This window comes from Pseudomonas sp. AC252 (genome assembly GCF_979258105.1).
Genome location: NZ_OZ409837.1, coordinates 5,052,228 through 5,074,325, shown reverse-complemented (window position 1 = coordinate 5,074,325; position 22,098 = coordinate 5,052,228). Strand labels below are relative to the sequence as shown.

Genomic DNA, 22,098 nt, shown 5'->3' with positions numbered 1-22,098 from the left:
CACAGGGGTGAGTAGCCTTTAGAGGCCGAGTTCACTCAGCCCCGGATGATCATCCGGCCGGCGGCCCAACGGCCAGTGGAATTTGCGCTCGCTTTCCTTGATCGGCATGTCGTTGATGCAGGCATAGCGCTGGAACATCAGGCCGTTGTCATCGAACTCCCAGTTCTCGTTGCCGTACGAACGGAACCAGTTGCCCGAGTCGTCGTGCCATTCATAGGCATAACGCACCGCGATACGCGTATCAGAGTAGGCCCAGAGTTCTTTGATCAAGCGATAATCCAGTTCCTTCGCCCATTTGCGCGTCAGGAAAGCCTTGGCTTCTTCGCGATTGTTGGCGAACTCGGCGCGATTGCGCCACTTGGTATCGACGGTGTAAGCGAGCGAAACCTTTTCCGGATCGCGGGTGTTCCAGCCATCTTCGGCGAGACGCACCTTCTCGATGGCTGAAGCATGGTTGAACGGGGGCAATGGCGGACGTACCTGGGCTGCAGTCGACATGTTCAATCTCCTGATTCATTTGATGTATGAACAACAAGTCCGGCTTATTAAGAGTTACAGGCCCAATAACTTTTGCGCCATGCATTGCGCATTATCGGCGGCACTGTGATCACCCATCACAAGCGCTACGGTAATGGCGCCTTCAATCAGGATCAGCAACTGTCTGGCCAATAGCTGCGGATCCTCGGCACCATATTCGGTACACAGCTCGCACACGTAGTCGAGCAGCTTCTGTTTGTGTTCCTTGGCCACCAGCCGCACCGGATCCAGTGGATCACCGGTTTCGCCGCTGGTGTTGATAAAGGCGCAGCCGCGAAAGCCTTCCGAGTCGAACCAGCCCTTGAGCACGGTAAACAGGTTGAGCAGGCGATCGGCCGGCGTTTCGGCCTGTTCGACAGCGTTTGTGTACCAGTGCATCCAGCGGATATCGCGTCGTTGCAGGGCGGCGACCACCAGCGCGTCCTTATCGGCAAAGTAACGGTAGATGCTTTTTCTGGAGACGCCGGCGGTCTTCACCAAGAGATCCATGCTGGTGGCAGCGATGCCACTTTTGTAGATCAACTTTTCGGTGACATCCAGAATGATGTCGCGTGTGTCATTGCTGATTGATTCGTTCATGTGACGAACAGTAGAACGACTGTTCTCCTTGGTCAAGCGAATTTCTTCGGCGTCTATAAAGGCGCTTTGAATGATCGTTCCCACGCTCTGCGTGGGAACGCAGCCCGGGCGCTCTGCGTCCCAAAGCGTACGCAGAGCGTCCATTGAGGCATTCCCACGCAGAGCGTGGGAACAATCAGGTTCCGGGCGTTCATAGACACTGACAACACCCGGCGCAGACGATGGTGTAAGCTCTCAAACTCTTCGGAATCGAACCTTGCGAGCCTTATGCCGTTGCTTTTCAAACGTTCTCTGCTGCCCAAACTGCGCAGCTTCGCGCTGACCGCCGAGGCGGTGAGCATTCTGTCCAGTGCTGCTGAATTCCGACGCTGCCTGCTCGAGCAAATCGCTGCAGCGACCCAACGCATCTACATCGTTGCGCTGTATCTGCAGCAAGACGAAGCCGGCCAGGAAATCCTCGACGCCCTGCACGCCGCCAAGCTCAAGCGTCCCGAGCTGGAAATCGCCGTGGTGGTCGACTGGTTGCGCGCCCAGCGCGGTCTGATCGGTGCCGGCAAGCAACCGGGCAATGCCGCCTGGTATCAGGACATGACTCGCACGCATCAAAGCGAAGTGCCGATCTACGGCGTGCCGGTGCAGACGCGCGAGCTGTTCGGTGTGCTGCACCTCAAAGGCTTCGTGATTGACGACAACGTGGTCTACAGCGGCGCCAGCCTCAACAACGTCTACCTGCACAAACTCGACAAGTACCGCTTCGACCGCTACCACGTGCTGCACAGCCGTGAGCTGGCGGATTCGATGCATCATCTGGTCAAGCATGGCCTGATCGAATCCAAAGCCGTGCATCGCCTCGACCTGCCGAACCTGCCGAGCACACGCAGCCTGCGCAACGACATCGGCGACCTGCGCAGCCGCCTGAAATACGCGACTTACGACACCGGGGCCGGCAGCACGAGTAAAGAAGGGCTGTCAGTCACGCCATTGCTCGGCGTCGGCAAGAACAACCCGCTGAACCGGGCGATTCTTGAACTGATCGCCAGCGCGCAAAAGCAGCTGACCATCTGCACGCCGTACTTCAACCTGCCCCTGGGCGTGATTCGTGAGATCAACCGTGCGCTGGCCCGTGGCGTGAAGATCGATATCGTAGTCGGCGACAAGACCGCCAACGATTTCTATATTCCGCCGAGCGAGCCGTTCAAGGTAATCGCCGCGCTGCCCTATCTGTATGAGATCAGCCTGCGCCGTTTTGCCAAACGTCATCAGCACAGCATCGACAGCGGCCAGTTGAACCTGCACCTGTGGCGCGACGGCGACAATACCTATCACCTTAAAGGCATGTGGATCGATCAGCGCTACACCTTGCTGACCGGCAACAACCTCAACCCACGGGCGTTCCGCCTCGACCTGGAAAACGCACTGCTGATCGAAGACCCGAAGGGCGAGTGGCTGGAGCCGCGGGCGACAGAGCTGGAAAACATCTTCCGCCATACCACGCGGATCGACAGTTTTCAGAATCTGGAGACACTGCCGGATTACCCGGCAGGGGTGGCGAAGTTTCTCAAGCGGGTGAGTCGGGTGAGGATTGAGCGGTTGCTCTACAGGATTCTCTAGCGCTGCTGAAATCGCTATCGCGGGCAAGCCCGCTCCCACAGTGTTCGATGTCGTTCACAAAGCCTGTGCACACCTAGAAACCTGTGGGAGCGGGCTTGCCCGCGATGAGGCGCTGAAGATTTAATTCAGACCCAACTTCCCGCGCATCATCGACAAATCTTCCGCCAGGGTATTCACCGGTCCGACCAGCGCTTTGCGGTCGTTGTCCTTCACTTTGTCATAGGTCTCAAATCCGCCATCCGCAGTCTTGTACTTGGCCAGAATCCTGTCCACCGTGGCGAAGTTCTTGTCGACTTTCGCTACGAACGCCTTGTCCTGCTGTTCGATCTGCGGGCGGAACAGATCGACGATCTTCTTGGCGCCGTCGATATTGCCCTGGAAGTCGTACAGGTCCGTGTGGCTGTAGCGATCCTCCTCGCCGGAGATCTTCGTCGCCGCGACTTCTTCCAACAGCGCAGCAGCGCCGCCGACGACTTTCTCCGGCGGGAAAGTCAGCCCGGCCACACGGGTTTGCAGATCCTGCACGTCCTTGTTCAAGCCGTCGGCCAATGCATCCAGGCCCTGGGTGGATTTCTCCGCGAACAGCGAATATTCGATGCGGTGGAAGCCGGTGAAATCTTCAGCCTTCACGCCTTTTTCGTGGTCGTCGACACGCGAGTCGATGGACGCATCGAGATCGCTGAACAGCTCGGCAATCGGCTCGATCGACTCGTAATACACCCGCGTCGGCGCGTAGAGCTTCTGCGCGGTGGCCAGATCGCCTTTCTTCACCGCGTCGGTGAACTGCTGGGTGTGGCTGGCCAGTTCATCGAGTTTTTCGGTGACGTAAATCTTGTAGTCCGACACCGGCCCCACCAGATCCAGCGGCGCCGTCGCGGCGAACGCCGACAGCGGGGTGTTGAGCAAACCAAGGGTCAGCAATAACGCGAGTGGCGTCTTTTTCATGGGGCGGCTCCAGTGTCGGTTGGGTGTCATGCGGTTTTGTTGTGGGAGGTGGCAGCCAGTAACGAGCGACCGATGAAATCGTCATCGCCGGTCACGCCGGGCAGGGTGAAGAAGTAACCGCCGCCGACCGGTTTGAGGTATTCCTCAAGCGGCTCGCCATTGAGGCGGGTTTGCACGGTGATAAAGCCTTTTTCCAGGTCGGCCTGGTAGCAGATGAACAGCAGGCCCATGTCGAGTTGGCCGTTCTTGTTGACGCCGTTGGAGTAGTTGAACGGCCGGCGCAGGATCAGGTTGGCCTGGGTCGCGGCGGTGCGCGGGTTGGCCAGACGGATGTGCGCGTCTAGTTTGGTCAGCTTGCCGGCCGGATCCTTGCTGTAATCCGGCACTTCGCTTTCAGTTTGGCCACCGAAGGGCGCGCCGCTGCTCTTGACCCGGCCAAGAATGCTTTCCTGCTCCTGCAAGGGCGTGCGATCCCAGCGCTCTACGAAGTTGCGGATGATGCGCACCGCTTGATAACTGCCATGGGCAGCCCAGGCCGGTTCGTCACTGTCCGGTTGCACCCAGACGATGCGGTCCATGGCTTTGGCGTCGTTGGAATCAGGGTTGGCCGAGCCATCGCGAAAACCGAGAAAGTTGCGCGCCGACTGCGCCGGCACACCGGGTTTGGCCGGCGCTTGCGGCGGTACGCTGCCTTCCTGTTTCCAGCGCACCAGCAGCAGGTCGGGGAGGTTTTTGACGATATCGCGCAGCGCGTGAATGTTGGTGTCGGCGGTGTTGGCGCAGAACTGCAGGCTCAGGTCGCCATGGCAGCAATCGGCGTCCAGCGCATCGTTGGGAAAGCCGACCATGCGTTGCAGGCGCTTGGGCTTTGCCGCCGCCAGACCGAAGCGCTCGTCGAACAGCGAATCGCCGACGGAAACGGTGATGGTCAGGTTGTCCGGGGTGACTACCGGGCCGAGGATGCCGGAGTCCGGCGGCGGCAGTTTCGGATCGATCTGTGCGACCGGGCCGCCCTTCATCAAAAACGCAATGCGTTCGTTGAGGGTGCGGAACAGCCGCTCGAGGTCTTCGCGATCACTGGCCAGCACATCGAACGCCACCAGCATCCCGGAGGCCGGGCGCGGGGTGACGATGCCGGCCTGGTGCACACCGTGAAAGTCGTGACGGTCTTCGGTCTTGTCGCTGCTCGGCGCTTCGGTGACTTGTGCCGGTGCAGCGGCCATGGCCGGGCAGCTCAGCGCCGATCCGGCAAGGGCGACACCGGCGGCGCCCATGCCCATCAGCACGCGACGTCGTTGCAGGTTGAGTGGTTCTGAATCGTTCATCGGGTCGTCTTCTGCTTACAGGCCGGAAAGGCCGAGGGCGGGGTCGATGCCATCCAGCGCCGTGGCCAGGGCCTTGGCGCTGTCGGCAATCTGCTGGCGTTGCGCGGCGGTCACGGCGTCGTAACTGACGTAGCCATCGGCGGATTTGAACGCGTTGAGCTGGTTGTCGAAGTCACTCAGCGCCTGATCGACGTTCGCCAACACCTCAGCGGAGGATTTGCTCAGCATTGGGCGCAACAGGTCGACGACCTTGCGCGCGGTTTGCGCGTTGGCGGCGAAACCGTTGAGATCGCTGTGGCTGTAGCGTTCTTCCTCGCCGCTGCCGGCGCGTACCTCGGCGAGGCTGTTGAGGTTGCGCACGATGATGCTGACCAGTTGCTCCGGTGGCAGTGACTGCGCGAGCAATTGCTGTTTGAGCTCGGTGACGTCAGCGAGCAGGCGCTGGGCAATCGGCGCGACATCGTCGAGTTTGCGCTGCTGAAACAGCGCGTATTCGAGGCGATGGAAACCGACAAACGCCGGATCCTGCTCGCGCTTCTCGAAATAATCGGCGCGGGCATTGATGTGATTGTCCAGCTCGGCCAGACGCTGCGCCGCCGGCGCCAGACGCTGATACGCGGCACGCGCCGGCAGGTACAACGCTTGCGCCTGCGCAAGATCGCCACTGACGACCGCCTGATTCAGCGCCGTCGCCGCTTTGATCAACGCGCTGCCCTGAACGGCCAGATACACGCGAAATTCCGACAATGGTCCAACGAACGCCACCATTGACGGCTTGGCCTTGGCGGCGGCATCCGACGCTGCCGTCGGTGTGACGTGCAAGGTGCCGCGCGGGTTGCTGAGCAAGCCGCAGGTGATCGCGTAGTCGCCCGGTTGCAGGTTGGCGTTGATCACCTGGCTCAGGCCCGGGGCGATGTTTTCCCGCTCTTCGACCACCAGCACGCCGTCGAGAATTTCCCACTCGACCGCACGCTCGGAGCGGTTGACGATGCGGAAGCTGGCGCGGCCGGCCGGCACCGTCAGCGCATTCGGCTCACAACTGTGCGGATGGATATTGACGATGATTTCGTCGTGGTTGTGCTGACGCTTGGCGGCGGCCATGTTCGAGGCGTACCAGAACAATCCACCGGCGGCGATCATCAGCACTACCGAGCCGGCCAGCGCCCAACGCAGGGCCCGAGGGGTTTGAATGTCAGACATGGGTGCCCTTATTGGTTGGAAACGGAAGTCGTTGGCGTTGCCTGGCGAGGCGCGGGCATGAAGAACATCACCAGCGCCAGCAGCAGATAAATCAGGTACGCACCGAGGGTGCTGACGGTCGGCGCGTCCTGATAGCCGAACATGCCGGCCAGCACCGAGCCGAGCGGGCCGTCCATCGGCAGCGTCGCGCTGAAGTCGAACAGCACGGTTTGCAGGTGATTCCACAGACCGGCTTCATGCAGCGCCTGCACCGAGTTGGCGAGGATGCCGGCGGCGACTACCAGGATGAACAATCCGGTCCACTTGAAGAACGCCGAGAGGTTGAGGCGCATGCTGCCGCTGTAGATCAGGAAACCGACGATCACCGCCAGGATCAGGCCGAGCAGGGCGCCGATCGGCGCGCCCGGGCCGTCGCTCTGCTGGAATACAGCAAGCAGGAAGAACACCGTTTCCAGGCCTTCGCGAGCGACGGCGAAGAAAACCATGGCGACCAATGCAATCACCTGATGCCTGGATTGCGTCAGCGCCTGATCCAGCGAGGCTTGCAGCGAGTGCTTGATCGACCGCGCGACCTTGCGCATCCAGAACACCATGGAACTGAGGATGCCCACCGCGACCAGGCCGACCACGCCTTCGAACAGCTCCTGCTGCTTTTGCGGAAATTCAGCACTGACCAGTTCCAGGCCACCACCGACCAGCAAGGCGAGGGCAGCGGCGAGGAAGACACCGATCCATACGGCCGGCATCCACTGGCCGCGGCCGGTCTGCTGCAGGTAGCTGGCGATGATGCCAACGATGAGCGCGGCCTCGATGCCTTCGCGCAACATGATTAAAAAGGGAACGAGCATTGGCTAGCCACAGCGATTTAGATAGGAGGCTAAGTTGTAACATAATGACACTCATTCCCAAATGGCATTCATTGACATTTAGCTGAACCTTAGCTGAACAACTGTGATTCCTGTGGGAGCGAGCCTGCTCGCGAATGCGGTATGCCTGTGACATTTCTTTATCTGACACACCGCTTTCGCGAGCAGGCTCGCTCCCACATTGGTCCTGCGGTGAAATCAGGAGCTGGGTTAAGATGCCCACCACCCGAAAATAACAAGGCTCATCTCGCTCCATGGGGGAAAAAGACACCATTGCCATTCAACTGGTGCGCGAAGCGCTGCTGCAGAGTTGTGCCCCGGGCGCGGCCAGCGATGAGGCGTTGAGCAAGGTCGGCATCGATCCGGCTCAGTTAACGGCCGACGAGGGCAGGGTGCCGGCTTCGCAATACGCCAGACTCTGGCGCCTACTGGCACGACGCGGTGATGACGAGTTCTTCGGCATGGACCCGCGCAAGCTCAAGTCCGGCAGCCTGGCGTTTCTATGTCGCAGCGCCATGGCACAACCGACGCTGGCGGCGGCACTGGATACTGGCCTGAGTTTCCTTTCACTGATGCTGGAAAAGCTGCCGGCGCAACTGGTGCATCAGCAGAGCCTGGCCGAAATCGTCCTGCTCGAAGACGACGCCGAACCGCGCCGGGCATTCACCTATTTCACTTACTGGATGATCGTGCACGGCGTGGCGTGCTGGCTGGCCGGGCGGCGAATTCCGATTCTGGCGATTGAACTGCGCTGCGCCGAACCGGATTTCACTGACGACTATCGGGTGATGTTTTCGGAAAACCTGCGTTTCGAGCGACCACGGACACGAATGATCTTTTCCGCCGATTGCCTCGATCTGCCGATCAAACGCAGTGCCGAAGAGCTCAAGCGCTTTCTGGCCCAGGCGCCGGCCAACATTCTGGTCAAGTACCGCGACCCCGACAGCCTGGCCAGCCGGATCAAACAGGATCTGCGACAGCTGCCCGCCGAGCAATGGCCGGAAACCGAAGCGCTGGCCCAGCAACTGTGTATTTCGGCGTCCACGCTGCGCCGCCGTCTCGCCGAAGAAGGGCAGACCTATCAGGGCCTGAAAGACAGCGTGCGAAAAGAGCTGGCGATTACCTGGCTGGCAGAGCCCTCGATCAGTTTCGTCGAGATTGCTGCACGGCTGGGTTTTGCTGATGCCAGTTCGTTCTACAAGGCGTTTCGCAAATGGTCCGGGTCGAATCCGGGGCATTACCGCACACTGATCCTCAATGAGGTGGTCTGACCCGACGCCTTCGCGAGCAGGCTCGCTCCCACCCAGGGCCACGTGATCATTCCCCTTACAAGGCTTGGCCAAACCAGTCAGCCACTTTGATAACTTTGACCATTGCCCCGAGTCCCGCGCGGCGCGACTATCCCTGTGTTGTTTACGGTTCCCAGCCTAATAAAAACACCGAGGGATTCTGGCAATGCGCGATTACATGTCTGCCACCGAACAGTTCAACTACCAGCGCACCGTCGACGCGTCGCTCAGCGGCACGCTTGAGGCACTCAACGCCTGCGTCGAATGCTGCGATCGCCATGCCTTGCCCGGGCGCATTGCGTTGTTCTGGGAAGGTCGCGACGGCTCGAGTGCGAATTACACCTTCACTGATCTGCAAGACAAAGCCGCGTGTTTCGCCAATTTTCTCCTCGCCCAAGGCGTGCAGAAGGGTGACAAGGTCGCCGGCCTGCTGCCACGCAACGTCGAATTACTCATCACCGTCCTCGCCACTTGGCGCATCGGCGCGGTGTATCAGCCGCTATTCACCGCATTCGGGCCTAAAGCTCTTGAACATCGCCTGAACAGCTCCAGGGCGAAGGTGGTGGTCACCGACGCGGTCAATCGCCCCAAGCTCAATGAAGTCAGCGCATGCCCGACCATTGTCACCGTGGGTGGTGTGAAAGGTCAGGGCATTGTCCGCGGTGATTTCAGCTTCTGGGCTGAGCTGGCCAACTATTCCAGCGTCTGCGAACCGATTCTGCTGACCGGCGAAGACCCGTTTCTGTTGATGTTCACTTCGGGCACCACGGGGCCCGCGAAAGCGCTGTCGGTGCCACTCAAAGCCATCGTCGCTTTCCAGAGCTACACCCGCGATGCGGTGGATCTGCGCCCCGAAGATGCGTTCTGGAACGTTGCCGATCCGGGTTGGGCCTACGGCATTTATTTCGGCGTGACCGGGCCGTTGGCGTTGGGTCACCCGATCACCTTCTACGATGGCCCGTTCACCCTCGAAAGCACCTGCCGGGTGATCAACAAATATGGCATCACCAATCTCACCGGTTCGCCCACTGCCTATCGCTTGCTGATAGCCGGGGGAGAGGAGTTCGCCAAATCGATCAAGGGCAAACTGCGCATCGTCAGCAGCGCCGGTGAGCCACTGAATCCGGAGGTGATCCGCTGGTTCGCCGATAACCTCGACGTGGTCATCCACGACCATTATGGCCAGACCGAGCTGGGTATGGTGCTGTGCAACCACCACGGCCTTGAGCACCCGGTGCATGTCGGCGCGGCCGGTTTCGCTTCACCGGGCCATCGCATCGTCGTGCTCGATGAGCAATACAACGAACTCGGCGTCGGCCAACCCGGCATTCTCGCCATCGACCGTCCGCAGTCGCCGATGTGCTGGTTCGCCGGCTACGAAGGCGCGCCGACCAAGGCCTTCGTCGGCCACTACTACCTGAGCGGCGACACCGTCGAGTGGAACCCGGACGGCAGCATCAGCTTCGTCGGCCGCAGCGATGATGTGATCACCACCTCGGGCTACCGCGTCGGCCCGTTCGACGTGGAAAGCGCCCTGATCGAACACCCGGCCGTGGTCGAAGCGGCGGTCGTCGGCAAGCCCGACCCGGAGCGAACCGAACTGGTCAAAGCCTTTGTCGTGCTGAGCGCGCAGTACCGCGCCGCGCCGGAGTTGGCCGAAGAACTGCGCCAACATGTGCGCAAGCGTCTGGCCGCGCATTCGTACCCGCGTGAAATCGAATTTGTCAGCGAATTGCCCAAGACCCCGAGTGGCAAATTGCAGCGCTTTATCTTGCGCAACCAGGAAATCGCCAAGGCTCAAGAGGCCGCGGCGCACAACGTTTCAGCTTGAATCCAAGGAAACACCGTCATGCAGATCGAGAATAAGGTTTTTATCGTCACCGGCGGCGCGTCAGGACTCGGTGCGGCCAGCGCTGAATTGCTGGTCAGTGCCGGCGCCAAAGTCATGCTGGTCGACATGAACGCCGAAGCCGTCGCCGCGCAAGCCCAGCGCCTCGGTGCGCAAAGCGTGGTCGCCGACATCAGCAACGAAGCCGCCGCCGAAGCCGCTGTGCAAGCAACCATCGCCGCATTTGGCAGCCTCAACGGGCTGATCAACTGCGCCGGCATCGTTCGCGGCGAGAAGATTCTCGGCAAAAACGGCCCGCACGCACTCAGCAGCTTCGCGCAAGTGATCAACGTCAACCTGATCGGCAGTTTCAACATGCTGCGCCTCGCCGCTGCGGCGATTGCCGAAAGCGAAGCCAATGCTGACGGTGAGCGCGGAGTAATCATCAACACCGCCTCGGTCGCTGCGTTTGATGGGCAGATCGGCCAGGCGGCGTACTCGGCATCCAAAGGCGCGATCGCCAGCCTGACTTTGCCAGCTGCGCGCGAACTGGCGCGCTTCGGCATCCGCGTGATGACCATCGCCCCGGGCATTTTCGAAACGCCGATGATGGCCGGCATGACCCCGGAAGTGCGCGACTCGCTCGCCGCCGGCGTGCCATTCCCGCCGCGCTTGGGCAAGCCTGCCGAATACGCCGCGCTGGTGCGTCACATCATTGAAAACAGCATGCTCAACGGCGAGGTGATCCGTCTCGACGGCGCCTTGCGCATGGCCGCCAAGTAAGGAGGATTTGTCATGACTATTGCCAACGATCCGATTGTTATCGTCAGCGCCGTCCGCACACCGATGGGCGGCTTTCAAGGCGAACTGAAAAGTCTCACCGCACCACAACTCGGCGCGGCGGCGATCAAGGCAGCGGTCGAACGCGCCGGTGTCGCCAGTGACGCGGTTGATGAAGTGCTGTTCGGCTGCGTACTGCCCGCCGGCCTCGGCCAGGCGCCGGCACGCCAGGCTGCGCTGGGTGCCGGGCTGGATAAATCGACGCGCTGCACCACGGTCAACAAGATGTGCGGCTCGGGCATGCAGACCACCATCATGGCCCACGACATGCTGCTCGCCGGCAGTGCCGACGTGGTGATCGCCGGCGGCATGGAAAGCATGTCCAACTCACCGTACCTGCTCGATCGCGCCCGCGCCGGCTATCGCATGGGCCATGGCCGCGTGCTCGATTCGATGTTCCTTGACGGTCTCGAAGATGCTTACGACAAGGGCCGCCTGATGGGCACCTTCGCCGAAGATTGCGCCGAGGCCAACGGCTTCAGCCGCGAAGCGCAGGATGCTTTTGCCATCGCCTCGACCACCCGCGCGCAGCAGGCGATCAAGGACGGCAGTTTCAAGGACGAAATCGTCCCGCTGACCGTGACCGTCGGCAAAGAGCAGGTGGTCATCAGCAACGATGAACAGCCGCCAAAAGCCAAACTCGACAAAGTCGCCTCGCTGAAACCGGCGTTCCGCGAGGGCGGCACGGTCACCGCGGCCAATTCCAGCTCAATTTCCGACGGCGCGGCGGCGCTGGTGCTGATGCGTCAGTCCCACGCGCAGCAACTGGGCCTCAAAGCGCTGGCGGTGATTCATGGCCACGCTGCGTTCGCTGATACCCCTGGGCTGTTTCCCACCGCACCGATTGGCGCGATCAAGAAACTGGTGAAGAAGACCGGTTGGGCGCTGGATCAAGTGGATCTGTTTGAAGTGAACGAAGCGTTTGCCGTGGTCGGCATGGCGGCGATGACGCACCTGGAGATTCCCCACGACAAGCTCAACGTGCACGGCGGCGCCTGCGCGCTGGGCCATCCGATCGGTGCGTCGGGGGCGCGGATTCTGGTGACATTGCTCGCGGCTTTGCGGCAGAAACAGCTCAAGCGCGGGATTGCAGCGATCTGCATTGGCGGCGGCGAAGCCACGGCCATGGCTGTGGAATGCGTCTATTGAGGTTGACAGTTGACCTTGTGGGAGCGGGCTTGCCCGCGATGGCAATGGAGCAGTCACCATCAATGTTGGATGTGACGGCCTCATCGCTGGCAAGCCAGCTCCCACAGGTTTTGTGGTTGTTTGGAAGAATTAAGGACTCACCATGATCCCCAACGAAGACCAGACCCAGATCCGCGACATGGCCCGGCAGTTTGCCGAGGAGCGGCTCAAGCCGTTCGCGGCCGAGTGGGATCGCGAGCACCGTTTCCCCAAGGAGGCCATCGCCGAGATGGCCGAGCTGGGCTTTTTCGGCATGCTCGTGCCAGAACAGTGGGGCGGCTGTGACACCGGCTACCTCGCGTACGCCATGGCCCTGGAAGAAATCGCCGCCGGCGACGGTGCGTGCTCGACGATCATGAGCGTGCACAACTCGGTCGGCTGCGTGCCGATTCTCAAGTTCGGCAATGACGACCAGCGCGAACGCTTCCTAAAACCGTTGGCCAGCGGCGCCATGCTCGGCGCCTTCGCGTTGACCGAACCGCAGGCCGGTTCCGATGCCAGCAGCCTGAAAACCCGTGCGCGGCTGGAAGGCGATCACTACGTGCTCAACGGCTGCAAACAGTTCATCACATCCGGGCAGAACGCCGGCATCGTGATCGTGTTTGCCGTGACCGACCCGAGCGCCGGCAAGCGCGGGATCAGCGCGTTTATCGTGCCCACCGACTCGCCCGGCTACAAAGTTGCGCGGGTCGAAGACAAACTCGGCCAGCACGCCTCCGACACCTGCCAGATCCTCTTCGAAGATGTGAAAGTGCCGGTCGCCAACCGCCTTGGCGAAGAGGGCGAGGGCTACAAGATCGCCTTGGCCAACCTCGAAGGCGGCCGCGTCGGTATCGCCTCACAAGCCGTCGGCATGGCCCGCGCCGCATTCGAAGCCGCGCGTGATTACGCCCGCGAGCGTGACACCTTCGGCAAGCCGATCATCGAGCATCAGGCCGTGGCGTTCCGCCTGGCGGACATGGCCACGCAAATTGCCGTCGCCCGGCAGATGGTGCATTACGCCGCAGCCTTGCGCGACAGCGGCCAACCGGCGCTGATCGAGGCATCGATGGCCAAGTTGTTTGCCTCGGAAATGGCCGAGAAGGTCTGTTCCATGGCCTTGCAAACCCTCGGCGGTTACGGTTACCTCAACGACTTCCCGCTGGAACGCATCTACCGCGACGTGCGCGTCTGCCAGATCTACGAAGGCACCAGCGACATTCAGCGCATGGTCATTTCGCGCAATCTCTGACAAGGAATTTTATTCATGACTTACGAAACGATTCTGCTGGAAACCCGCGACCGCGTCGGCCTGATCACCCTCAACCGGCCGCAGGCGCTGAACGCGCTGAACGCGCAACTGGTCAGCGAAGTGAACCACGCCCTCGATACGCTGGAAGCCGATGCGCACATTGGCTGCATCGTCCTCACCGGTTCGAAAAAAGCCTTCGCCGCCGGCGCCGACATCAAGGAAATGGCCGAGCTGACCTATCCGCAGATCTACATGGACGATCTGTTCAGCGACAGCGATCGAGTGGCCAACAGACGCAAGCCAATCATCGCAGCGGTCAATGGTTTCGCCCTCGGCGGCGGCTGTGAACTGGCGCTGATGTGCGACTTCATCCTGGCTGGCGACAACGCCAAATTCGGCCAGCCGGAAATCAACCTCGGCGTGCTGCCGGGCATGGGCGGCACCCAACGCCTGACCCGCGCCGTGGGCAAAGCCAAAGCCATGGAAATGTGCCTGAGCGGGCGCATGATCGACGCGGTAGAAGCCGAGCGCTGCGGCATCGTCGCGCGCATCGTGCCGAGCGATGAGCTGCTTGATGAGGCGCTGAAAGTTGCAGCGGTGATTGCCGGCAAGTCACTGCCGATTGCGATGATGATCAAGGAGAGCGTCAACCGGGCGTTCGAGGTCAACCTGACTGAGGGCGTGCGGTTTGAGCGGCGGGTGTTCCATGCCGCGTTTGCGACGCAGGATCAGAAGGAAGGGATGGCGGCGTTCATTGCCAAGCGTGAGGCTGCATTCCAAGGCAAATAAATGCGGTGCCCAAGCTGACGCCTTCGCGAGCAGGCTCGCTCCCACAGGAATCTCCACCGCCCAATGTGGGAGCGAGCCTGCTCGCGAAGCTTTTAGAGCTGATAGTTCTTCAAATCCCGCGCAATTACCATCCGCTGTATCTCGCTCGACCCTTCATAAATCTGGGTAATCCGCGCATCGCGGTAGTACTTCTCGACCGGGTAATCCTCAAGATAGCCGTAGCCGCCATGAATCTGGATCGCCGACGAACACACCTTCTCGGCCATTTCCGATGCGAACAGCTTGGCCTGTGATGCCTCGGACAAACACGGCTTACCCGCCGTGCGCAGTCGCGCCGCATGCAGGATCAGTAACCGCGCGGCGTTGATCTGCATGTGCATGTCAGCCAGCAGATTGGCGATGCTCTGGTGCTCGATGATCGGCTTGTCGAATTGCACCCGGTCTTTCGAGTAGGCCAATGCCGCTTCAAACGCCGCCCGAGCAATGCCCAGCGCCTGCGCGGCGATACCGATACGCCCGCCTTCCAGGTTGGACAGGGCAATCGCCAGGCCTTTGCCACGCTCGCCGAGCAGGTTGGCTTCGGGAATGCTGCAGTTGTTCAGCGTTACCGCGCAGGTGTCGGAAGCGCGGATGCCCATTTTGTGTTCGGTGCGATCGACGATGAAACCCGGTGTATCGGTCGGTACCAGAAACGCCGAAAGACCTTTCTTGCCCAGATCCGGATCGGTCACGGCGAAGACGATCGCCAGTTTCGCCCGCTTGCCATTGCTGACAAATTGCTTGGCGCCGTTGATCACCCATTGGCCGTCGCGCAGTTCGGCACGGGTGCGCAGGTTGTGTGCTTCGGAGCCGGCCTGGGGTTCGGTCAGGCAGAAGCAACCGATGGTTTGCCCGCTGGCCAGATCGGCCAGCCAGGTTTGTTTCTGCTCATCGCTGCCGTAGTTGAGCACCGGGCCACAGCCGACCGAGTTGTGGATACTCATGAACGCACCAGTGGCGCCGTCGCCAGCGGAGATTTCCTCAACGGCCAGCGCATAGGCGACGTAATCGACGTAAGTGCCGCCCCATTCCTCGGGCACGACCATGCCGAGCAGGCCCAGCTCACCCATCTTCGCCACCAGGGCATCGTCGATCCAGCCGGCCTTTTCCCAGGCTTGCGCGTGCGGGGCGATTTCACCACGGGCAAAATCCCGGGCCATGTCGCGGATCATCACTTGTTCTTCAGTCAGTTCGAGATCGTGCATGACTCAGCTCCCGCTCTCATCAAAACCATGGAAGAAACTGCCGACCTGCCCAGCGTCCAGCTCAGCGACGGTCGGTGGGTTCCAGCGCGGTGACTTGTCCTTGTCGATCAGCAGGGCGCGCACGCCTTCGATCAGGTCGCCCCGGGCAAACCACTGGCGGTCCAGATGCAGCTCCAGCGCAAAGCACTGCTCCAGACTCAGGTGCCTGCCGCGACGGAGCATTTCCGCGGTCACGGCCATGGCCAGCGGCGAGCGGGTTTCCAGGAGGTCCGCCGTGGTGACGGCCCATTCGTGGCTGTCGGCAACGGTAACGGCGCGCAGTTGCTCGATCATGCTCGGCACGTCGGGCAGGGCGAAGAAGTGGTCGATCGCCGGGCGCAGCGCCTCGAGTGGCGCATCGGGCAGGGTTTGCACGGCGTGCTTGGCCAGCAGGTTCTGCAGCGACTTGAGCGGCGTGTCCTGCCACTCCATCTGATCGAGTTTCTCATCGAGCAGCGCAAGTTTGCTGCTGTCCAGATACCAGTCGGCGAGGCCACAGTACAGCGCATCGGCGGCGCGAATCTGCACGCCGCTGACGCCCAGATAAATCCCCAGTTCACCGGGAATGCGTGGCAGGAAATAACTGCCGCCGACGTCGGGGAAATAACCGATGGCCACTTCCGGCATCGCCAGTCGGCTCTTCTCGGTCACCACGCGCAGATCGGCGCCTTGCACCAGGCCCATGCCGCCGCCGAGGACGAAACCGTCCATCAAGGCCAGCACCGGTTTGCGGTAGTGATGAATGGTCAGGTCGAGGGCGTATTCCTCGACAAAGAAATCTTCGTGCAGCGTGTCGCCGCTCTTGTAGCTGTCGTACAGCGAACGAATATCGCCGCCGGCGCAGAAAGCCTTTTCACCGGCGCCGCGCAATACCACGGCGTGCACCTCGGCATCAGACGCCCAGGCATCGAGCTGCTGTTGCAGCAGACGCACCATGTCGAGGGTAATTGCATTGAGGCCCGCAGGGCGGTTGAGGGTCAGGTGGCCGATATGGTTGCGCACCTCGGCCAGCACGTCGTTTGGTATGGCATCCATGGACGGGGTCCGCCGGGATGAAGCCTGAGCTGTCATCTGTAACTCCCTGCTTCTTATTGTCTTTATTCGAAAAGCCCGCGCGCGGGCGTTAGCGGATCGTAACAGTGCAAATTTGTCGTGTACAACGGGGATATGTGCAGGGGGAATCTGCGTTTTTCTCTCAGCTCCTACAGGGCTTATCTGAAAGTTTCGGTAATGCTGCGGCGTTTGGCGTGCAGTTCGCTGGCGTGGATCAGGCGTTCGAGGTCTTCGGGGGTGACGTCGATGAAGGCTTCCATGTCCGCCAGCGCAAGCTTGAGGTCTTCGGCGGTGATCGCCTGGCGGTCGACCGGGGCCACGGGCGGCGCAGGATCGGCGGCGCGTTTCGGGTAGCGGATGCGGGTCAGATTGTTGTAGGCCAGCGCGCTGGCGAGCATGCACAGGGCGCCGAGCATCACCGGTTCCATGGCTTTCCAGTCCATGGCGATGGTCGCAGGGTCGGCCAGCACCAGGGTCAACGCCAATGCGCCCGCCGGCGGGTGCAGGCAACGCAGCCAGCACATCAGAATCACCGCCATGCCGGCGGCGAGGCAGGCGCTGCCCAGCGTGCGGCCGAGCACGTGGGCCACCAGCAAAGCGACCACACCGGCGCACAGGTAGCCGCCGAGAATCGACCACGGCTGGGCGAGGGCGCCGGAGGATACGGCGAACAGCAGCACCGCCGAAGCGCCCAGCGGGCCGATTAGGTGAAAGGCAACGTCATGCCCGAACACCTGCGCACACATCCACACGCTGAACAGCGTGCCCAGGCCCATGCCGATCGCGGCACGGCTCCATTCAGTGGGGCGGGTGTTGATGGCAGCGGGCAACCAGCGAGCGAGCATGTAGAACTGATCCTTTACAAAATCCGAGACAAAAAAAGGACTTGTCCGGCAAATCCGGAAAGCCCTCGAAGCGTTCCAACATTGGGGGAGGAACGCGCGTAGTTTGCCGATCAAACTCGATGCTGACAAATTCATATAAATGCAGTTTTAGTGCACTATTTTTGCACTGAAGCGGTGCGGCGTGCACTGACGAAACATAGATAACCGCCCAGTGCCGCCAATCCGCTCAGGGCATAGAACATGCTCGGCGCGGGCGTGTGCATCAAGAGAAACCCGCAAATCACCGGGCTCGCGCCGCCGCCGAGTGCCGCCAGGTTCTGCGCGCCGTAGTAGCTGCCGCGCAGTGCCTCCGGGGCGAGGGTGTCGACGAAGAGGAAATCGGCCGGATAGATGATCATCTCGCCCAAGGTGAAGATGAACATCGCTACGCACCAGCCAATCAGGCTGTCGGCCAGACTGAAACCGATCAGCCCGACGATGAACAGCGCAGTGCCGCCGGCAATCCAGTGACGCAGGTGTTCGCGGCTGAGCCAGCGACCGATCTGATATTGCAGCAGGATCACCGTGATTGCGTTACAGGCGAGCAGGGCGGCCATGGTGTCGAGCATTTGTTGCTGATCATGGGTGACCAGCAGGTATTGCGACAGGTACAGGGTGAAACGCCCGTGCACCAATGTGCTGAGCAGGCAGCCAAGGGTGAACAGCACCATGGTGCGGTCGTTTTTCAGGATCATCAGCGTGTTGAGGAAACTTTGCGGTGCACTGCCGGCAGTTATCGGACTGGCATCCCTGGCCGCGCCGAGCAGCAGGAAAATACTGCCAATGGCGATCGCACCGGCAACGATAAAAGGCGCCGCGGGCTGCACGCCGGCAATCACCACGCCAATCATCGGGCCAATCGCGTAACCGATATTGGTCAGGGTGTAGTTGAGGGAAAACGCCTTGACCCGCTGGCCCACCGGCAGGTGTTCACTGAGGATTGCCTTGCTGCCGATGAGAAACAGCGCCGAGGCCGTTTCGCTGATGATCAGCACGACGGTCACCAGATACAGGTTCTGCGCGAAAGTCAGCAGGATCAGGCCGATACCGCTGGAGAGCATGCTCAGGATCAGTAACTGGCGCTTGTCCAGCTTGTCGATGATGTAGCCGCCGTAGAGCGACAGCAGCGTGGCGCTGAACACGGCGATGCCCAGCAGCAAGCCGACATCCTGCGGATCGAGGCCGAGCTTGTTGCTGAGGAACAGCGTCAGCAGCGGACTGACCAGGGCACGGCTGATGACCACGGTCAGCGAGCTGAGCATCAGCCGGCGGATGAAAGGTGAATAGGTGGCCACGGAAGGGGAATGTCCTTATTCGGAATGCCTGGGGCGAACGCCATCCTCTCTGGGCAAACGTCACCGGTCAACCTCCATCGCCCCCATGCACATTGTCCCTGTGGGAGCTGGCTTGCCAGCGATTGCGGTGTGTCAGGCAACATTTGAATCGGCTGATATTCCGTCATCGCTGCCTAGCCAGCTCCCACAGGGTCTGTGTGCAGTCCACTGCCATCACTGGCCACCGGCGGGCCGGTTCAGGCTACATCAGACGCCGCCGGCCGCTGCCGCAATGTGATCGGCAACCTGCACGATTCACCACGGCCCATCGGGAAATACTGAAAGCCATTGCGTGCCAGACGCTCGGCGTCGTAAAGGTTACGGCCGTCGAAGATGACCGGGCTGTTGAGCCGTTGTTTGATCAGCTCGAAATCCGGGGCCTTGAATTGTTGCCATTCGGTACAGATGATCAGCGCATCGGCGCCGGCCAGTACCGATTCCGGCGTGCCCATCAGCATCAGTTTTGCTTCGTCTGGATAGAGATTCTGGGTTTGCAGCATGGCTTCCGGATCGAACGCGCGCACGCTGGCCCCGGCAGCCCACAATGCTTCGAGCAGCACCCGACTCGGCGCGTCGCGCATGTCGTCGGTGTTGGGTTTGAACGCCAGGCCCCACAGGGCGAAGGTCCTGCCGCGCAAGTCACCCCGGTAGAACGCGTTGATGCGCTCAAAGAGCTTGTGCTTCTGCCGCTGGTTGATCGCCTCGACCGCTTGCAGCAGATCACTGGAGCAATGCGCCTGCTCGGCACTGTGGATCAGCGCGCGCATGTCCTTGGGAAAACACGAGCCACCGTAGCCGCAACCCGGATAGATGAAGTGATAGCCGATCCGCGTATCGGCACCGATGCCCTGGCGCACTGCTTCAATGTCCGCACCCAAGTGCTCGGCGAGTTCGGCGATCTGGTTGATGAAACTGATCTTGGTCGCCAGCATGCAGTTAGCGGCGTATTTGGTCAGCTCGGCGCTGCGCAGGTCCATGAACAGGATGCGCTCATGGTTGCGGTTGAACGGCGCGTACAGATCGCGCATCACATCGCGCACGTCTGCGCCTTCGCAACCGATGACGATACGATCCGGCCGCCGGCAATCAGCAACCGCTGAACCTTCCTTGAGAAATTCCGGGTTGGAGACAATATCGAACTGCAGCAGGCGGCCGACCTTGATCAATGCCTTTTCGATGTGGCTGCGCAAAGCGTCACCTGTGCCCACCGGCACCGTGGACTTTTCCACCACAATCAATGGCTGCTCACGATGCCGGGCGATCGCGTCGCCAACCGCCAACACGTAGCGCAGATCGGCCGAACCGTCCTCCCGTGACGGCGTACCCACCGCGATGAAGGCCACACGCCCGTGCAACACCGCGAGTCGTTCATCGGTGGTGAATTGCAGGCGTTTCGAATCCAGGCCCTCACGCACCAGACTGGCCAGCCCCGGCTCGAAAATACTGACGTGGCCCTGGCGTAACTGCTCAATCTTCTGCGCGTCGACATCCATGCACACGACCTCGTGACCGACCTCGGCCAGCACCGCCGCTTGCACCAGACCGACATAACCACTGCCAAACACCGTGATCTTCATGCCGCACTCCTGTTCGCAGTCCCTGCATTGAACATAAGAGCGCGATGTTTCAGTTCGCCTACCGTGCTGATAAAGCAGCAAACAGACCGTTCGGGGAATGCCCGATTGACTTTTATGGCCTCGAACGGCAGGTTGTCGGCCTTTCGCGGCAACCCCTGTCATTGCGCTACGCCGTTTTTTTGCGTTTCATTTCATGCATTTAGTGTTTTTGTTGAATCGTTTTTTATTTCAAGGCCGTTTCGTTTGAGTGATTTGTCGAGTACCCAACCCGCACCGTCCAACAGCAATCCGCTGACCGTTTACCTGGCGCGACTGGCGCCTTCCAGCCAGTTGACCATGCGCTATGTGCTGCAAGATGCCGCCGACCGTCTTGGTTTCGAGGACGTCGATATCGAAGACATCCCTTGGCACGGCCTGCAACCGGAAGACGTGGTGGCGCTGGTCGCCGCTTTGCGGGCCGACGGTTATGCACCGAACACCTCGTCGCTTTACGTGAACGCTGTACGCGGGGTGATGAACGAAGCGTGGCGCATGAGTCTGATCAGCCAGGATCACCTGCTGAAAATGCGCTCGGTCAAGGGCATCGCCGGCACACGGCTGTCCCAGGGGCGCAACCTCAAGCGCACGCTGATTCACGAACTGATGGAAGTCTGCGCTGCCGACCCACGACCACAGGGCTTGCGTGATGCGGCGGTGATTGCGCTGTTGTACGGCACCGGCATGCGCAAGTCGGAATCGGTGGATCTGGATCTGAGTCAGGTCGACTTCAAAGAGCGCAGCCTGACCGTCACCGGCAAGGGCAACAAACAGCTGATCAAGTACGCGCCGGCCTGGGCCTTCGCCAAACTCGACGCCTGGCTGGAACTGCGTCGTTCACAGCTCAAGGAAGGCGAGAGCGACGATGCGTTTCTGTTCAACCGCATTCGCCGGGGCAGCCACATCACCCGCGAGCGCATTACCAAACATGCGATTTACTACATCGCCCGCCAGCGCGGTACGCAGGTCGGGGTGAAAATCATGCCCCACGATTTTCGGCGCTCGTTCATCACTCGGGTGATCGAGGAGCACGACCTGTCGATCGCACAGAAACTGGCGCATCACAGCAATATCCAGACGACCGCCAACTACGACGTGCGCGATGACAACGAGCGGCGGCGGGCGGTGGATCGCTTCGATTTGTAAACGGCGTCAGGTCTGCGGCGGGCAGCGCGAGCCGCTGGCACCTTGCGCGATCTGCGCAGCGAGACGTTTGACGTTGTTCTGTTGCGCGGTCACCAGTTCGTCGATGCCCGGCCCTGAAGGCGTCTGCAACACCGAGCGACAGCTCAGCAGCGCCGCGTCCGCCGCACCCAGCGGGCGCACTCGCCATTTCACGTCGATCAAGGCGTACTGGCCGGGAATTGAATCGAAGCGCTGCACGTCGATACGCACGGAGGCGCGCTGCTGGCCGACGCCGCTGCTCAGTTGATCGGTCAAGGCACCGCGCAACTCATCGGCAAGAGTGGCGCTCCACCAATCGGTTTCCAGAATCGCCACGCCGCTGTTGCCTTGGCGGATGACAATTTGCGCGCGATCGACCTGCGGCGGCACGCTGATGCTTTCGATGGCGATGTCGGTGCCGTTGCGACCGGCACCCGGCTGCGCCGGTGTCAGGGTGTGAAAGCTGATCGGGTCGCTGCGACACGCGGTGAGCAGTACGACAGCAGCGAGCACGGTGATCTTCAACGGTAAAGCCATGG

The 22,098-nt window shown here is 61.1% G+C and carries 20 protein-coding genes; 8 read left to right on the top strand and 12 right to left on the bottom strand.

What is annotated here, in order from left to right:
* Positions 1–18 precede the first annotated feature (18 nt).
* Both ACZZZ4_RS23130 and ACZZZ4_RS23125 read right to left on the bottom strand, forming a co-directional pair.
* Entirely contained in the window at positions 19–498 is a 480-nt protein-coding gene (locus ACZZZ4_RS23130; RefSeq protein ID WP_463548881.1) for a nuclear transport factor 2 family protein, read from the bottom strand.
* A 54-nt stretch (positions 499–552) separates the two neighbouring features.
* Complete coding sequence (locus ACZZZ4_RS23125; protein ID WP_463548880.1) at positions 553–1,116, bottom strand: TetR/AcrR family transcriptional regulator; 564 nt, start codon at positions 1,114–1,116, stop codon at positions 553–555.
* Positions 1,117–1,383: 267 nt separating this feature from the next.
* Here ACZZZ4_RS23125 and pssA point away from each other — a divergent pair, with 267 nt between their 5' ends.
* Complete coding sequence (pssA, locus tag ACZZZ4_RS23120) at positions 1,384–2,727, top strand: CDP-diacylglycerol--serine O-phosphatidyltransferase (RefSeq protein WP_463548879.1); 1,344 nt, start codon at positions 1,384–1,386, stop codon at positions 2,725–2,727.
* 120 nt (positions 2,728–2,847) lie between these two features.
* Here the strand turns inward: pssA and efeO (ACZZZ4_RS23115) are convergent, their stop codons facing one another.
* From efeO (ACZZZ4_RS23115) to efeU, 4 genes are read right to left on the bottom strand one after another with little or no spacing between them, the layout of a single operon-like run.
* Positions 2,848–3,672: an iron uptake system protein EfeO gene (efeO, locus tag ACZZZ4_RS23115; protein WP_252887938.1), complete on the bottom strand. Its 825-nt coding sequence runs from the start codon at positions 3,670–3,672 to the stop codon at positions 2,848–2,850.
* A gap of 26 nt (positions 3,673–3,698) precedes the next feature.
* The gene (gene efeB, locus ACZZZ4_RS23110) at positions 3,699–4,997 is read right to left on the bottom strand and encodes an iron uptake transporter deferrochelatase/peroxidase subunit (protein WP_463548878.1); all 1,299 of its coding nucleotides are present in this window, start codon (positions 4,995–4,997) and stop codon (positions 3,699–3,701) included.
* A 15-nt stretch (positions 4,998–5,012) separates the two neighbouring features.
* On the bottom strand, positions 5,013–6,197 hold the full coding sequence (gene efeO, locus ACZZZ4_RS23105; RefSeq protein WP_463548877.1) for an iron uptake system protein EfeO: 1,185 nt from the start codon (positions 6,195–6,197) through the stop codon (positions 5,013–5,015).
* Positions 6,198–6,205: 8 nt separating this feature from the next.
* Positions 6,206–7,045, bottom strand: a complete 840-nt coding sequence (efeU, locus tag ACZZZ4_RS23100; RefSeq protein ID WP_310408707.1) for an iron uptake transporter permease EfeU — start codon at positions 7,043–7,045, stop codon at positions 6,206–6,208.
* 272 nt (positions 7,046–7,317) lie between these two features.
* Here efeU and ACZZZ4_RS23095 point away from each other — a divergent pair, with 272 nt between their 5' ends.
* The 6 genes from ACZZZ4_RS23095 (at position 7,318) to ACZZZ4_RS23070 (ending at position 14,228) form a co-directional block, all read left to right on the top strand.
* Positions 7,318–8,334 carry an AraC family transcriptional regulator gene (locus tag ACZZZ4_RS23095; RefSeq protein ID WP_463548876.1) on the top strand — a complete coding sequence of 339 codons (1,017 nt, stop codon included), beginning with the start codon at positions 7,318–7,320 and terminating at the stop codon, positions 8,332–8,334.
* Between the two features lie 184 nt (positions 8,335–8,518).
* Positions 8,519–10,183, top strand: coding sequence for an AMP-binding protein (locus ACZZZ4_RS23090; RefSeq protein ID WP_463548875.1), 1,665 nt, complete (start codon positions 8,519–8,521; stop codon positions 10,181–10,183).
* Positions 10,184–10,201: 18 nt separating this feature from the next.
* Entirely contained in the window at positions 10,202–10,963 is a 762-nt protein-coding gene (locus ACZZZ4_RS23085; protein WP_039762936.1) for an SDR family NAD(P)-dependent oxidoreductase, read from the top strand.
* A 12-nt stretch (positions 10,964–10,975) separates the two neighbouring features.
* On the top strand, positions 10,976–12,169 hold the full coding sequence (locus ACZZZ4_RS23080) for an acetyl-CoA C-acyltransferase (RefSeq protein WP_463548874.1): 1,194 nt from the start codon (positions 10,976–10,978) through the stop codon (positions 12,167–12,169).
* 142 nt (positions 12,170–12,311) lie between these two features.
* Positions 12,312–13,439: an acyl-CoA dehydrogenase gene (locus ACZZZ4_RS23075; protein ID WP_463548873.1), complete on the top strand. Its 1,128-nt coding sequence runs from the start codon at positions 12,312–12,314 to the stop codon at positions 13,437–13,439.
* 15 nt (positions 13,440–13,454) lie between these two features.
* Complete coding sequence (locus ACZZZ4_RS23070; protein WP_039762933.1) at positions 13,455–14,228, top strand: enoyl-CoA hydratase; 774 nt, start codon at positions 13,455–13,457, stop codon at positions 14,226–14,228.
* Between the two features lie 92 nt (positions 14,229–14,320).
* Here ACZZZ4_RS23070 and ACZZZ4_RS23065 read toward each other — a convergent pair whose 3' ends face one another.
* The 5 genes from ACZZZ4_RS23065 to ACZZZ4_RS23045 all read right to left on the bottom strand — a co-directional run bounded on the left by ACZZZ4_RS23065 (position 14,321) and on the right by ACZZZ4_RS23045 (position 20,359).
* Positions 14,321–15,472: an acyl-CoA dehydrogenase family protein gene (locus ACZZZ4_RS23065; protein WP_041480377.1), complete on the bottom strand. Its 1,152-nt coding sequence runs from the start codon at positions 15,470–15,472 to the stop codon at positions 14,321–14,323.
* 3 nt (positions 15,473–15,475) lie between these two features.
* On the bottom strand, positions 15,476–16,582 hold the full coding sequence (locus ACZZZ4_RS23060; protein ID WP_463548872.1) for an enoyl-CoA hydratase/isomerase family protein: 1,107 nt from the start codon (positions 16,580–16,582) through the stop codon (positions 15,476–15,478).
* A gap of 140 nt (positions 16,583–16,722) precedes the next feature.
* Positions 16,723–17,409, bottom strand: a complete 687-nt coding sequence (locus ACZZZ4_RS23055; RefSeq protein WP_463548871.1) for an HPP family protein — start codon at positions 17,407–17,409, stop codon at positions 16,723–16,725.
* A gap of 155 nt (positions 17,410–17,564) precedes the next feature.
* Entirely contained in the window at positions 17,565–18,743 is a 1,179-nt protein-coding gene (locus tag ACZZZ4_RS23050) for an MFS transporter (RefSeq protein ID WP_463548870.1), read from the bottom strand.
* Between the two features lie 236 nt (positions 18,744–18,979).
* Positions 18,980–20,359 (bottom strand): UDP-glucose dehydrogenase family protein, encoded by a 1,380-nt coding sequence (locus ACZZZ4_RS23045; protein ID WP_463548869.1) that lies wholly within the window; start codon positions 20,357–20,359, stop codon positions 18,980–18,982.
* A 336-nt stretch (positions 20,360–20,695) separates the two neighbouring features.
* Here ACZZZ4_RS23045 and ACZZZ4_RS23040 point away from each other — a divergent pair, with 336 nt between their 5' ends.
* On the top strand, positions 20,696–21,541 hold the full coding sequence (locus tag ACZZZ4_RS23040) for a site-specific integrase (protein ID WP_235374498.1): 846 nt from the start codon (positions 20,696–20,698) through the stop codon (positions 21,539–21,541).
* A 6-nt stretch (positions 21,542–21,547) separates the two neighbouring features.
* Here the strand turns inward: ACZZZ4_RS23040 and ACZZZ4_RS23035 are convergent, their stop codons facing one another.
* A complete protein-coding gene (locus tag ACZZZ4_RS23035; RefSeq protein WP_463548868.1) occupies positions 21,548–22,096 on the bottom strand; it encodes a PqiC family protein in 549 nt (182 codons plus the stop codon).
* Between the last annotated feature and the right edge of the window lie 2 nt (positions 22,097–22,098).

What these genes read in the sequence shown, in the direction of transcription:
- ACZZZ4_RS23125 (WP_463548880.1), bottom strand. Translation starts at nt 1,116, where the DNA reads ATGAACGAATCAATCAGCAATGACACACGCGACATCATTCTGGATGTC.
- efeO (WP_252887938.1), bottom strand. Translation starts at nt 3,672, where the DNA reads ATGAAAAAGACGCCACTCGCGTTATTGCTGACCCTTGGTTTGCTCAAC.
- ACZZZ4_RS23130 (WP_463548881.1), bottom strand. Translation starts at nt 498, where the DNA reads ATGTCGACTGCAGCCCAGGTACGTCCGCCATTGCCCCCGTTCAACCAT.
- ACZZZ4_RS23090 (WP_463548875.1), top strand. Translation starts at nt 8,519, where the DNA reads ATGCGCGATTACATGTCTGCCACCGAACAGTTCAACTACCAGCGCACC.
- ACZZZ4_RS23095 (WP_463548876.1), top strand. Translation starts at nt 7,318, where the DNA reads ATGGGGGAAAAAGACACCATTGCCATTCAACTGGTGCGCGAAGCGCTG.
- ACZZZ4_RS23055 (WP_463548871.1), bottom strand. Translation starts at nt 17,409, where the DNA reads ATGCTCGCTCGCTGGTTGCCCGCTGCCATCAACACCCGCCCCACTGAA.
- ACZZZ4_RS23065 (WP_041480377.1), bottom strand. Translation starts at nt 15,472, where the DNA reads ATGCACGATCTCGAACTGACTGAAGAACAAGTGATGATCCGCGACATG.
- ACZZZ4_RS23070 (WP_039762933.1), top strand. Translation starts at nt 13,455, where the DNA reads ATGACTTACGAAACGATTCTGCTGGAAACCCGCGACCGCGTCGGCCTG.
- ACZZZ4_RS23035 (WP_463548868.1), bottom strand. Translation starts at nt 22,096, where the DNA reads ATGGCTTTACCGTTGAAGATCACCGTGCTCGCTGCTGTCGTACTGCTC.
- ACZZZ4_RS23085 (WP_039762936.1), top strand. Translation starts at nt 10,202, where the DNA reads ATGCAGATCGAGAATAAGGTTTTTATCGTCACCGGCGGCGCGTCAGGA.
- efeB (WP_463548878.1), bottom strand. Translation starts at nt 4,997, where the DNA reads ATGAACGATTCAGAACCACTCAACCTGCAACGACGTCGCGTGCTGATG.
- ACZZZ4_RS23040 (WP_235374498.1), top strand. Translation starts at nt 20,696, where the DNA reads ATGCGCTATGTGCTGCAAGATGCCGCCGACCGTCTTGGTTTCGAGGAC.
- ACZZZ4_RS23080 (WP_463548874.1), top strand. Translation starts at nt 10,976, where the DNA reads ATGACTATTGCCAACGATCCGATTGTTATCGTCAGCGCCGTCCGCACA.
- efeO (WP_463548877.1), bottom strand. Translation starts at nt 6,197, where the DNA reads ATGTCTGACATTCAAACCCCTCGGGCCCTGCGTTGGGCGCTGGCCGGC.
- pssA (WP_463548879.1), top strand. Translation starts at nt 1,384, where the DNA reads ATGCCGTTGCTTTTCAAACGTTCTCTGCTGCCCAAACTGCGCAGCTTC.
- ACZZZ4_RS23075 (WP_463548873.1), top strand. Translation starts at nt 12,312, where the DNA reads ATGATCCCCAACGAAGACCAGACCCAGATCCGCGACATGGCCCGGCAG.
- ACZZZ4_RS23045 (WP_463548869.1), bottom strand. Translation starts at nt 20,359, where the DNA reads ATGAAGATCACGGTGTTTGGCAGTGGTTATGTCGGTCTGGTGCAAGCG.
- ACZZZ4_RS23060 (WP_463548872.1), bottom strand. Translation starts at nt 16,582, where the DNA reads ATGACAGCTCAGGCTTCATCCCGGCGGACCCCGTCCATGGATGCCATA.
- efeU (WP_310408707.1), bottom strand. Translation starts at nt 7,045, where the DNA reads ATGCTCGTTCCCTTTTTAATCATGTTGCGCGAAGGCATCGAGGCCGCG.